This is a genomic window from Apibacter adventoris (genome assembly GCF_002964975.1).
Classification (GTDB): domain Bacteria; phylum Bacteroidota; class Bacteroidia; order Flavobacteriales; family Weeksellaceae; genus Apibacter; species Apibacter adventoris.
In genome coordinates this window covers 61325-74152 of the sequence record NZ_PSZM01000001.1, presented here as the reverse complement: position 1 = coordinate 74152, position 12828 = coordinate 61325, and the positions used below count along the sequence as shown (strand labels likewise).

The following is a 12828-nucleotide window of genomic DNA, read 5'->3' as shown; positions in this document are numbered from 1 at the left end:
AAAGATATTTTATAATTGAAGAAAATTGCTAAAAATAAAAAAACAATATTTAAGAAAACTATTTCCTGGTTACACTTATGGCCTGGAATTATATCATCAATTATTCTCTTTTTTGTATGTATTACAGGTACAGTAGTAGTTATATCCGATGAAGTAATTGATTTTAATGCTCGTCACTATTTATATGTAAAAAATCTAAAAGAAGAAAAAATATCTATTGAAAAACTATTACAAAAGGCACAAAAAGAATTTCCAGATTATAAGCTATCCTATTTTGTTATCTACAGAGATAAAAAAAGATCTGTTAAAGTTTTACTTTTTAATCCTAAAGAAGGGCTGATTAATGTTTTTTTGGATCCATATACAGGAAAAATTATCGGAAAAGATAATACCATAATGTTTTTTTTCGTTACTGCACATTTACACGCATCATTATTATTAGGAAAAACAGGAGAATGGATTGTAGATATAGCAAGTATTATTTTTCTTTTAGAATTAATAACAGGACTTATACTTTGGTGGCCTAAAAAATGGACGAAGACTAATTGTGATAAAAATTTTAAAATAAAATGGAAAGCGAAATGGAGAAGATTAAATTTAGATCTGCACAATGTATTAGGGTTTTACACTATTATCTTTTCAATTATTCTTGTCATAACAGGCTTAATTATAGCATTTAAACCACTTTCAAATGTAACTGTAAAGCTATTTGGAGGAGATCCCACAAATGAGTGGATGACTACTCTTCCCAAATCGGATTTTTCTAAAAAATTTATTGGATTCGATAAAATTATAGATAAAATATTTATTTCTGATCCTACGATTGAAGCTATACAGGGACAGGTTTATAATTTTGATTCTATAGGTTATTTTATGCTTACATCAGCTAAAAACATATATTTAAAAACAACTTCAAATTCTAAATTAAGAATTTATAATAAATATACTGACAAAGAAATATTAATTCCCAAGCCTATACAAAAACAAATACAAGTGGAAAATTTAAATATGATGTTACATATGGGAACTTGGATGGGAAAAATAGGGAAAATTTTAACATTTATAGTGGGAATCATTGGTTCTAGTTTACCTTTAACAGGTTTTTTAATATGGTATGGGAAAAAATTTAAGAAACGGAAATTTAAATAAAACAAAAGATGAAATAAAAAATCTCAAAATTTATATTTTGAGATTTTTGTGTTAATTTAATAATAGGATTTATTTTTTTCTTTAGGTGGATAATAAGTAAATATTTTTTGCATAGCTTTTCCTATTTCTTCTTCCTTGTTAGCTACATTGCTAACATTAAGCCCATCAGCAATACCTTCCCAAACTAAGACATTTTTTTTAGTGTCTACTAAATGTACAGTCAATTTACCTTCACGGGTTTCATATACAGTGCTAGAACCGTTCCATCCATAACCCCATCCGTATCCCCATCCCCAGGGAGAACCCCAATAAGGGTCATTATCAATATTAACCACTTTTTTAGAAGATGCTAAAACATTTACAGTTAAATCACCCCTTTCAGCTTCAGTAAGACCTTTACTTTTAAGTTGACCGACAATTGCCCTTACAATTCTATTTTTATCCAAATCATTTAGTTTTAACGAGTCTATACCATTTTGATAAATACTGAAAGTTTTATATTGAGAAAAATCTACAGATTTATCATAATCATAAGAAGTAGTGATAGAGCAGTTGGTATATACTAAGAATATACCCAATAAGGTAAAGAGTTTAAAATTAAACTTCATATTTAAATATTTTTAAATTTGATTAATATAATTAGGCAAATATCGAATATTATACCAAAAGTTACATAAAGATCAAAAAATATTAAAATGATAAAATATAAATATAAGCAGGATAAAAATACTGTGTAGAAAAAAGGTATTGTTAGATAGTTATTAATAGTGATAAAATACTTAAATTCGAAAGAGATAAAGGTGAAAAATAGTAACTTTGTAAGAATAACTAATTTCTCTGGTTTATGAATAATAAGATCATTGCAATTGATTTTGATGGTACTATAGTTGAAGATAAATATCCTGAAATAGGAAAACCTATGGCTTTTGCTTTCGAATCTATGAAAAAATTACAAGAAAAAGGCTATAGACTTATTTTATGGACTTATAGGAATGGAGATAAATTACAAGAAGCTGTTGAATTCTGTAAAAAGAAAGGTATAGAGTTTTATGCAATAAATTCAAGTTTTGAAGGAGAAGTTTTTGAAGAAAATAAGCAAAGCAGGAAAATAAATGCCGATTATTTTATTGATGATAGGAATTTGGGGGGCTTTCCAGGTTGGGGAGAAGTATATCAGATTATAGTTGAAAAAATAGAGTTTGGAATAGAAGATAGAGAAATTTTAGCATATTCGAAAAGGAAACGTAAAAAAGATAAAGGATTTTTTTCAAGAATATTTAAATCATGATAAAATTAAAAACAAAAGAAGAAATTGATTTGTTGTATGAAAGTGCACAAATTGTTTCTAAAACTTTAGGTATGCTTGCTAAAGAAGTAAAGCCAGGAGTTACTACTTTGCATTTAGATAAACTAGCAGAAGAATATATAAGAGACCATGATGCAATTCCTGGATTTCTTGGTATGTATGATTTTCCCAATACATTATGTATGTCTCCCAACGATCAAGTAGTTCATGGTATCCCAAATAATAAGCCTTTAGAAGAAGGAGATATTATTTCTATAGATTGTGGTGCATTAAAAAATGGATTTTATGGAGATCAAGCCTACACATTTTCAGTAGGTGAAATTAATCCTGAAATTGAAAAAATGATGACAATAACCAAGCAAAGCTTGTATTCAGGAATAAAAAAATGTAAGACAGGGAATAGAATAGGAGATATCAGTTTTGCCATTCAGTTAATATGTGAGAATGCTGGATATGGAGTGGTTCGTGAACTGGTTGGACATGGATTAGGAAAAGATATGCATGAAGATCCTCAGGTTCCTAATTATGGCAGAAAAGGAAGTGGCCCTAAAATAGAAGAAGGATTAGTAATAGCTATAGAACCTATGATTAATCAAGGAACTTATAAAGTAAAGTTCCATAATGATGGTTGGACGGTTACAACCAGAGATAATAAGCCATCCTGTCATTTTGAACATGATGTGGCAGTAGTAGATGGTTTACCTAAACTTTTATCTACATACAAATATATATATGAAGCCCTAGGAATTTCCTCAAATGAAGAAGAAGAATTTTTATACAAATCTCTACATTCTTAGTTTTAATTCTTAAATGAAGCAAATATTTAAATTTTTTTTGAATTTAATACCAAGGCCTATACTCATTAAATTCAGTTATTTTTTTGCACCATTTTTTTCATGGTTTTATAAAGGAGATAAGTTTACAGACCCTATCGATGGAAAAACTTATAGGAAATTTCTTCCATATGGATATGGAAAACCACGTGAAAATGCATTAGCCCCGGGAACATTATCATTAGAAAGGCATAGATTAATGTGGCTATATCTGCAAAAAGACACAGTTTTTTTTACTGATAAATTAAAAGTTTTAAGTATAGCACCAGAACAATGTTTTTTAAAAAGATTCAAAGCTCTTAAAAATTTGGATTATATCACATCTGATCTATACTCACCTATTGTAGATGTAAAAGCAGATATATTAAACCTACCCTTTAATGATAATGAGTTTGATGTAGTATTTTGTAATCATGTATTAGAACATATTGAAAATGATGCAAAAGCTATGTCTGAGTTATATAGAGTAATGAAACCTGGCGGATGGGGTATATTTCAGGTTCCGATGAAATATGATTTGGAAAAGACCTATGAAGATTTTTCCATCACAGACAGAGATGAAAGGAAAAAACATTTTGGACAATACGATCATGTCCGTTGGTATGGATTAGATTATTTTAAAAGATTAGAAAAAGTAGGATTTATGGTAGAACAAATAAAATATTATAATATCTTATCAAAAGATGAAATAGAAAGATATGCTCTTTCAAAAAATGAAATTCTTCCTGTAGTAAGAAAAATTTAAAAATAAATAATTGGGTGAAAAATTATATTTTAACATGAAAAAATTAAAAATAGAATAATTGGAATATTTTGTAGTGTAATTCTATAGAAAAAAATCTAAGAACATAAAAGAGTAAAAGTGCTTAATAGATATTTTGGGATATAAAGCGCTAGGAGTTAGAGGTTTGGAGTTGTGAATTTAACATCGAGTAGTTTTTTTTAGAATTATATATAAATGGAATATAAATATTAAATTTTAATAATGGAGATAGAAAGAAAGCCGGAAAAATTAAAATTAGAAGCATTAAATAGAAAAACCATAGAAGTTTTTAAAGAAAGTGATAAAATACCAGTTGTTGTATTATTGGATAATGTACGTTCCATGCATAATGTAGGATCTGTATTCCGAACTTCAGATGCTTTTTCTATAGATAAAATTTATCTATGTGGGATTACCCCTCAACCACCTCATCGAGAGATACAAAAAACAGCTTTAGGAGCTACAGAAAGTGTAGATTGGGAGCATAAAGAATCTATAGAAGAACTTATAAGTGTTTTAAAGAAAGAAGGTTATATTATTGTAGGGGTAGAGCAGGTAAGGGATAGTGTCTATCTTCAGGAATATAAAGTTGAAACAAGAAAAAAATATGCTTTGATCTTAGGTAATGAAGTGGAAGGAATTAGTGAAAATATATTAGAATTGATTGATCTATTTATAGAAATTCCCCAATCAGGAACCAAACATTCCCTTAATGTAAGCGTATGTGCAGGAATTGTACTATGGGAGTGGTATAGAGCACTAATAAAAAATTAAAAACTTTTTAGAAACTAAATATTTAACCATTTTTCAAGCAAAAAATCTCAATTTCTATATTTAAGATAAATAAAATCTAGTTTGTCAAAAAAAGCTGAGTATTAATACTCAGCTTTTTTAATTAATATAAAGAATAAATAAAATTACATTTCTAAAATATAGGCAAAGACCAAGGGAGCTACAATAGTAGCATCACTTTCAATAATAAACTTAGGAGTATCTATATCCAACTTACCCCAAGTAATCTTTTCATTAGGTACAGCACCGGAATATGAACCATAACTAGTGGTAGAATCAGATATTTGACAGAAGTAACTCCAGAATGGTACATCTTCCCATTCTAAATCTTGATACATCATTGGAACCACGCAAATTGGAAAATCTCCAGATATACCACCTGCTATTTGAAAGAATCCCACCCCTTTTCCTCCAGAATTATTTCTGTACCATTCAGTAAGATAAATCATGTATTCAATTCCGGATTTCATAGTAGATGCCTTAAGATTGCCTTTAATTACATTAGCAGCAAAAATATTACCCATAGTACTATCTTCCCATCCGGGAACCACAATGGGTAAATTTTTTTCGGCAGCAGCCAACATCCAACTATTTTTCGGGTCAATTTCATAATATTGTTCTAATACCCCGGATAGCAACATCTGATACATATATTCGTGAGGGAAATGTCTTTCACCTTTTTCATCAGCATCTTTCCATATTTTTTCAATATGTTGTTGTAAACGTCGGAAAGCTTCCTCTTCAGGGATGCAGGTGTCAGTAACACGATTTAAATGATTTTCTAGCAAATCCCATTCTTGTTGTGGAGTTAAATCCCGATATTCAGGAATTCTCTTATAATGAGAATGAGCTACCAAATTCATTATATCTTCTTCCAGATTAGCTCCGGTACATGAAATAATAGACACTTTATCCTGACGGATCATTTCAGCTAAAATTTTTCCTAACTCCGCTGTACTCATTGCGCCTCCCATAGTAATCATCATTTTTCCTCCATCTTTAAGATGAGCTACATATCCTTTGGCAGCATCTACTAAAGTAGCAGAATTGAAATGTAAAAAATATTTTTCTATAAATTCCGAAATAGGTTTACTCATAATAAATAAATATTTAAAAGTTTATTTAATTTTTATTTTTTTTAGGTGATATTAATGATGCAACTACAGATAATACCAATACACCGGCCACAATAATTAAAGAGGTTATAGATGAAATATGGTAAAACGGAGATATAAGCATTTTAATACCAATAAAAGATAAGATAATGGCCAATCCATACTTTAATTTACTAAACATGTACATAAAATTTGCCAGTAAAAAATAAAGAGAACGTAACCCTAAAATAGCAAAAATATTTGAAGTATATAATATAAATGGGTCATTAGGAGCTACAGCAAAAATAGCAGGAATAGAATCAACAGCAAATATAAGATCTGTAAATTCTATAATAACTAAAGATGTAAATAACGGAGTAGCCATTTTTAAACCGTTTTTTACTGTAAAAAACCTACTTCCATCAAGCTCTGGAGTAACTTTGAAAAAACGTTTTACAAAACGAGCACCTAAACTTTCGTTTAAGTCTTTCTTTTCATCATCGGCTTTATCATCTTTTGAAAACCAGGAATGAATTCCTGCATAAATCAAGAAAAAGCCAAATAATGTTAAAATAATATTAGGTCTAAAAAATAAAAATTCGTTATAATTAGCATGTTCTGCATTTTTAGGATTGAGAACAAAATGAAAATCTCCGATTGAAAAAGGCGGAAGATAAGTTTTATTAATTAAACCTACCCCTAAAAATATAAAGATAGCGCGAAAAAGTAAAGCGCCTAAAATTCCCCAAAATAAAATTTTATGTTGATATTCTTTAGGTATTTTGAAAAAACCAAAAACCATAATAAAAACAAATAAATTATCTACAGATAAAGCTTTTTCTATCCAGTATGCTGACTGAAATTGAGAAAATTTTTCAAGAGCAAACTTTTGTCCGTCAGAATTTTTAAATACTAAATATATTACAATGCTAAATAACATGGATAAAGAAATCCATACTACAGACCAAATTGCAGCCTCCTTATTAGAAATAATATGAGATTTTTTATTAAGAACTCCTAAATCTAAAATTAACATTACAAGAATGGAAATTACAAAAATAGTAATTAACAAAGGATGATTTAGCATATTGTCCTGCATGGAATATATCTCGATTTTTAAGAAGCCAAAGGTACTTAATTTGAGTAAGATGTCAAAATTAAAATATTGTTACTTAAACGAAAAAAAAAAGATTTTTTACTTCATATTTTGAAAAAAATAAAGAGTAAAAGATGATTTTTATAATGTTCATACATTAAAATAGTATTTGTAATTTTGTACAAAAAAGTGAGAGTATCAAATTTACATACCGTAGAGTTAGATGGAATTGATAAAATTATTTTAGAAGCTCTAATGGAAAACTCAAAAACTTCAATTTCAAAAATAGCCAAACAAGTAGGGGTTTCTTCCACAGCTATACATCAAAGGATAAAAAAATTAGAAAATGCAAATATTATTGGAGATACAGTTACATTATTAAATTATAAAGCTTTAGGATATAAAACCACTGCTTATGTAGGTGTTTTCCTTGAAAAATCTGTCTATTATAAAGATGCAATAAATGATATGCTAAAAATTCCTGAAATTATTGAAGCTTATTTTACTACCGGGAATTACACAATATTTATAAAAATACTATGTAAGGATAATGATCACTTGATGAGCGTTTTAAGAAATGGTATTCAAGAAATTAAAGGAATTGAAAGGACCGAAACCATAATTTCATTAGAACAAAGTATTTCACGACAAATTAAGCCATAAATTAAATAATAAAATTATAATTGATTATGAATATTAAAAAATATTTAGATTCTACTTACCTTAAATTACCATCTCAAAGTAATTTAACTGAAGAACAAAATTTTGAGGAAGCCAGAAAAATTACTGAAGAAGCCATCAATAATCATTTTTATTTAGTAATGATTCGTCCTAATTATGTTAAAAGAATTAAAGAAATAATTACAAAATTTGGTTCAGAAGTAAAAGTAGGTACAGTAATCGGATTTCATGAGGGAACTTATTCTATAAAAGACAAATTGACTGAAGCTAAAAAAGCAATAGAAGACGGTGTGGATGAATTGGATTATGTTGTTAATTATGAGGCCTTTAAAAAAGGTGAAATAGAAATAGTGAAAAAAGAATTTATTGAAGGAACTACTTTAGGATTAAATAAAGGGAAAGTTGTTAAATGGATTATAGAAATAGCAGCCCTTTCAGATGAGCAAATACAAACAATTTGTACTTATTTTTCATCTTGGGCTCAGGAAAACTTTAAACCCATCGATTTTCAGAATATATTTGTGAAATCTTCTACAGGTTTTTATAAGACAGAAGATGGAAAACCCAACGGAGCTACATTTCATGCTATAGAAATTATGCTAAAATATTCCAAACCTTTACAAGTAAAAGCTGCAGGAGGAGTTCGTACATATGATGAAGCAGTAAAAATGATTGAAATGGGAGTAAAAAGAATAGGAACTTCCTCAGCAAAAGCTTTATCAGAAAATAAATCTACTAACTCTACTTACTAATGATTAATTTATTAAATATAGCAATAAAAGCAGCTATAGAATCATCACGAGAAGTACTAAAAATTTATGAACAAGGTTTTACAGTATCTTTAAAAGAAGATGAATCTCCTGTCACTACAGGGGATTTAAAAGCTAATGAAATTATTACCAGTTATATTTTACCTACAGATATTCCTATTTTAAGTGAAGAGAGTGAAAAAGATACATTAGAAAAACGTAAAAATTGGAAAAGATATTGGTGTATAGATCCTATAGACGGAACCAAAGAATATGTAAATAAAACAGATGAATATTGTATATCCATTGGTTTATTAACAAATGAAACATCTTTGTTAGGAGTATTAGCAGCTCCCTCTATGAATATATTTTATTTTGCTGCAGAAGGAATTGGAAGTTTTAAATGGAAAGGAGTATATGAAGATTTATATTCTCTTTTAGATAGCGAAAATATAGTAGAAGAAATAATGAAAAATTCTATTCAGTTGCCTGTAAAACCTGCGTTAAATCCCTATATATTTTTAACGAGTCGTTCACATTTCAGTAATTTAGACCAAGAGTATTTTCAAAAATTAGAGAGAGAACATGAAGAAGTACAAATGATTCAAATGGGAAGTGCTATAAAAATAGGGTGGGTTGTCGAAGGTAAAGCTAATGAATATGCCAGATTAAGTCCTGTTAATTTTTGGGACATTGCTGGGGGGCATGCTATAGCTAAATATGCCGGGTTAAAAATAATAGATATTGCTTCTCAAAAGGAGGTAACTTATAATGATATAGAAACTTTAAAAATTTCAGGATATATCATAAAAAATATTTAATGTATTTTTACAGTAAAAAGAATTGATAATTTATGAAAAAAGGATTTGGATTAGTATTAGTTTTATTTTTCTTTTTTATTTCATGTAAAAAAGAATATACAACAGTAGATGGTTCGTCTAAAGATAATTTTAATAAAAGTATAGAGTCAATTTCATCCAAATTGACAATATTACAACAAGATAAAATACAAGAAGCAATAAAATTAATTTATAAGTTCAGGACAGAGGGAACAGATGAAACTAAACGTTGGGAACAGTTATATGAACTATTAAATGGGAAAAATGCAGATCAGATTTTCGATATTGCAGAAGAGGTTGCCAAAGAAAATAAAATTTCTTGGTCTAGTACATCTATGAATACCTTAGATAGTTCTGTTTTCGATGAAGAGCTGAAATCTATGACTTTAGAAGAAGAAAAATTAAAACAAATAGAAGCTGCTACTAAAATAAATTTACATTTTTCTCCTGTAAGTAATAATGTGGAAAATAATGATGGTTTTTATTTATATCCTGAATTAGTAGATGAAGAAGGTAATTCAATAACTTATGATAACTTGCCTTTGTCACTATCTATTTCATTTATAAATAATGGGACAGTAGTTTATGTTACCAAAAAAACAATAACCTCATCAGAAGCAGGAAATCCTTCATTAAAAAAAGGAATTAAAATTCCTTATAATATGTTTGATAAGAATAAATTGTCTGATGCAAGGGTAGATGTAGAGATAAAAGCAAATGCTGGAGAAAAGTATCTGTATGGTAAATTGAAAGCTATACCTATAGATTTAAGTAAAACCAAAGAAGTAACAAACTCTGTGGAAGATGAAATAAACAATCAGGTTAGTGTAGATAATGTTAAAAGTTTTATTCAATATATTGGTAATAAAAATTATTCTAAAGCTTATAGTTTAACTAAAAATCCTAAGTGGGATACTGAAGAGAAATTTGCTTCTACTTCTAATGGATTTGGAACAGTTGAAGCTACCAATTTGCTTACGACAGAGGTAATAAATACTTCTAGAGATAAAATAACAATTTTTGCGTTGTATCAAATTAAAGATCAAAATGGAAAAGTTAAAACATTAAAACAAAATTTTATATTAAAAAAAGACAAGGATAATTGGTTTATTACAGATACTGAAACTAAAGAAATCAAAGAAGACACTTGGAAATAGATTTTTAATATATATTAAAAAAATAGTTTAATGAAAGAATTAAGTAAGAAAATTGACTCATGTATAGATAAGATTCAGGATTTTCCTAAAGCAGGAATTCATTATAAAGATATAACTCCCATATTTTTAAATCCTGATTTATGTACTAAAATTATAAAATCATTTGCAGAGTTTAGTAAAGGTAAGATAGATGTAGTATGTGGAATCGAAAGTCGTGGTTTTTTGTTTGGTACCCAAATAGCAAAAGAGCTTAACATTCCGTTTGTATTAATTCGTAAAGCTGGTAAATTACCACCTCCGGTTATATCTCAAGAGTATGAGTTGGAGTATGGATCAGCCGAAATTGAAATAAAAAAAAATCATATCAAACCTAATCAAAGAGTATTGATACATGATGATATATTAGCTACTGGAGGAACAGCTGCTGCATGTGCTCAATTAGTAGAAAATTGTGGTGCAAAAGCAAGTCAGTTTAGCTTTTTAATTTCTTTAGATTCTTTGGATGGAAAGAAAAAATTAGAAAAATATACTAAAGAAATTCAGATTTTGCTAGAATATAAATAAAAATATATTATTTAAGCAACAGAATCTGTTTAAATTTTTTAAAGATAAAAAATATGTACAGATAAAAGTTTATTTATGTGTTTTTTATTATTAATATTATTTTCTATTTCCTGTGTTTAATTAATAAAGGTTTAATAACAAATTAAGATAGAGATAAGCTTAGATTAATTGTTTAGATAACTTAATATTTAGATAGACTAAGAATATTTACTTATTGAAATTTGAATGTTTAAAAAAAGATATTACGTTTTATAATAAGGAAAGCTCTGTAAAATAACAGAGCTTCCTTTTTTCTATATAAAATTAACTAAGTATATAGTTTTTTAGTATTTGTCCCAAAATATTTTAATATTATAATCGTCTTTTCCAATAGCAGCTGCAGCTTGAGAATAATTAGCAGAGTTAACAGTTCTTTCATCTATTGGATATCTAAAACGTACTGGTACTTCAGGTAAAACAGAAGAAGAGGATACGTGTAAAATAGGATAATCCAGTCTTCTTTTTGTGTTCCAAGACTCAATTCTGTTATATAAGGCAATCCAAGCTTGCATTCCTATAGATTCTTTCCAATTTGAGGCATTGTAAGGAACTGTACTTAAATAATTACCTATAGGTACATTCCAAAATTCAAAAGAAGCTGTAATAGCATTATTGTAATAATTTTCTGCTCCGGTTACAATGTAACCACTATTTCTAGCAGCAGCTTCAGCTAAATAAAAATTAATCTCACTAGCCTCAAATAATATTCCCGGAGTTGTGGAAGTATAGGCAAATAATCCAATTTTAGATGAATTTCTTATTGTATTTCCAGGAGAGCCAAATTTTCCTCCTTTATAGTAGCTAGAAATAATATTTCCATTTTTATCTTTTTCATTATATAATTGGAAATAAACTTCTCTTCTAGGGTCATTTAATTTATTCAAATAATTAACAAATGTATCTGCTGCAACAAAATCATTTCTATTACTTGCAAATAAATTATCATATAAAGGATTGAAATTTGGCGAATTAGAATCATAATTAAATTTAGCATTATCATCATTACTTAATATTGCTCCTCCTAAAAAACCCTTGTTTACAGCTTGTGTAGATAAAGTAAGATTTTGGTCAGCTAAAGCAATCCCTAATTTAATAAGAAGAGAATTGCCAAATTTTTTCCATTTAGTAATATTACCTCCATAAAGAAAATCAGCTTTTCCAAAACTGGCTTCAGAAATATCCAAATTATCTATAGCTTTTTCAGTTCTAGTTATTAAATCAATGTAAATAGTTTCAGCATCATCATATTTAGGATTAATATTTTCTAAGGGAAATCCAGCTTCACTATAAGGGATATTACCATAAGTATCTACTAATATTTGATAGGTATAAACATTTAATAATTCTATTATAGCCAGTTTATTAATTTTTATTTTATTAAATGAAATTATTTCATTTGCAGTAGCAGTAATTTTAGGTTGCTCGGCTTCAATAATTTTCTTGCTATCATTCAAATTGCCTAATACATCTAAATATAAACCATTCCAGAAATTTTGTGTAACTTTTCGATTCTCAAAATCATATTTCACTTCAGTATAATAAGTTGTTTCTGTCCAATATTGTTGTAAAAACCTGAAAACATTTCGATTAAAATTAGGAGTTACTAATTTATCAACTAAGCTTTTTTCAGCTTGAGAAAATAAGTATTGAGAAGGAATTTGATAAGGTTTTTTTTGATCTTCGTGATAATCTTCAGAATCATTAACACAACTATTTGTTAGGCAAATTGCAAATAGTATTAGAATTATTTTTTTCATAAATTTTAT

General features: G+C 27.9%; 14 protein-coding genes. 10 read left to right on the top strand and 4 right to left on the bottom strand.

Translation table 11 applies throughout. The features are described 5' to 3' along the window. Positions 1–15: 15 nt before the first annotated feature. A complete protein-coding gene (locus C4S77_RS00420; protein WP_105245250.1) occupies positions 16–1149 on the top strand; it encodes a PepSY-associated TM helix domain-containing protein in 1134 nt (377 codons plus the stop codon). A gap of 56 nt (positions 1150–1205) precedes the next feature. On the opposite strand, the gene C4S77_RS00415 is transcribed toward C4S77_RS00420, so the two are convergent. After that, positions 1206–1757, bottom strand: coding sequence for a DUF4136 domain-containing protein (locus tag C4S77_RS00415; RefSeq protein WP_105245248.1), 552 nt, complete (start codon positions 1755–1757; stop codon positions 1206–1208). A gap of 236 nt (positions 1758–1993) precedes the next feature. On the opposite strand from C4S77_RS00415, the gene C4S77_RS00410 reads away from it, so the two are divergent. From C4S77_RS00410 to C4S77_RS00395, 4 genes are all read left to right on the top strand, one after another. Then, positions 1994–2437: a BT0820 family HAD-type phosphatase gene (locus C4S77_RS00410; protein WP_105245246.1), complete on the top strand. Its 444-nt coding sequence runs from the start codon at positions 1994–1996 to the stop codon at positions 2435–2437. Beyond that, positions 2434–3252 (top strand): type I methionyl aminopeptidase, encoded by an 819-nt coding sequence (gene map, locus C4S77_RS00405; RefSeq protein WP_105245244.1) that lies wholly within the window; start codon positions 2434–2436, stop codon positions 3250–3252. Before C4S77_RS00410 ends, map begins: the two co-directional genes overlap by 4 nt. 13 nt (positions 3253–3265) lie before the next feature. Further along, positions 3266–4033, top strand: a complete 768-nt coding sequence (locus tag C4S77_RS00400) for a class I SAM-dependent methyltransferase (RefSeq protein WP_105245242.1) — start codon at positions 3266–3268, stop codon at positions 4031–4033. A gap of 240 nt (positions 4034–4273) precedes the next feature. Continuing rightward, positions 4274–4825, top strand: coding sequence for an RNA methyltransferase (locus tag C4S77_RS00395; protein ID WP_105245240.1), 552 nt, complete (start codon positions 4274–4276; stop codon positions 4823–4825). Positions 4826–4968: 143 nt separating this feature from the next. Here the strand turns inward: C4S77_RS00395 and C4S77_RS00390 are convergent, their stop codons facing one another. Together C4S77_RS00390 and C4S77_RS00385 are read right to left on the bottom strand one after the other, a co-directional pair. After that, positions 4969–5940 (bottom strand): deoxyhypusine synthase family protein, encoded by a 972-nt coding sequence (locus C4S77_RS00390; RefSeq protein ID WP_105193799.1) that lies wholly within the window; start codon positions 5938–5940, stop codon positions 4969–4971. A 25-nt stretch (positions 5941–5965) separates the two neighbouring features. Continuing rightward, a complete protein-coding gene (locus tag C4S77_RS00385; protein ID WP_105245238.1) occupies positions 5966–7036 on the bottom strand; it encodes a TerC family protein in 1071 nt (356 codons plus the stop codon). Between the two features lie 186 nt (positions 7037–7222). Between C4S77_RS00385 and C4S77_RS00380 the strand changes: the two genes are divergently transcribed. Genes C4S77_RS00380 through C4S77_RS00360 form a run of 5 tightly spaced genes read left to right on the top strand, consistent with a single transcriptional unit; the run spans position 7223 to position 11023 of the window. After that, positions 7223–7696: an Lrp/AsnC ligand binding domain-containing protein gene (locus tag C4S77_RS00380; protein ID WP_105193797.1), complete on the top strand. Its 474-nt coding sequence runs from the start codon at positions 7223–7225 to the stop codon at positions 7694–7696. Positions 7697–7719: 23 nt separating this feature from the next. After that, complete coding sequence (deoC, locus tag C4S77_RS00375; RefSeq protein WP_105245675.1) at positions 7720–8466, top strand: deoxyribose-phosphate aldolase; 747 nt, start codon at positions 7720–7722, stop codon at positions 8464–8466. Further along, entirely contained in the window at positions 8466–9284 is an 819-nt protein-coding gene (locus C4S77_RS00370; protein ID WP_105245236.1) for a 3'(2'),5'-bisphosphate nucleotidase CysQ family protein, read from the top strand. Before deoC ends, C4S77_RS00370 begins: the two co-directional genes overlap by 1 nt. 32 nt (positions 9285–9316) lie before the next feature. Continuing rightward, positions 9317–10459: a hypothetical protein gene (locus tag C4S77_RS00365; protein ID WP_105245234.1), complete on the top strand. Its 1143-nt coding sequence runs from the start codon at positions 9317–9319 to the stop codon at positions 10457–10459. A 30-nt stretch (positions 10460–10489) separates the two neighbouring features. Further along, entirely contained in the window at positions 10490–11023 is a 534-nt protein-coding gene (locus C4S77_RS00360; protein ID WP_105193794.1) for an adenine phosphoribosyltransferase, read from the top strand. Between the two features lie 323 nt (positions 11024–11346). On the opposite strand, the gene C4S77_RS00355 is transcribed toward C4S77_RS00360, so the two are convergent. Continuing rightward, a complete protein-coding gene (locus tag C4S77_RS00355) occupies positions 11347–12819 on the bottom strand; it encodes a SusD/RagB family nutrient-binding outer membrane lipoprotein (protein ID WP_105245232.1) in 1473 nt (490 codons plus the stop codon). Between the last annotated feature and the right edge of the window lie 9 nt (positions 12820–12828).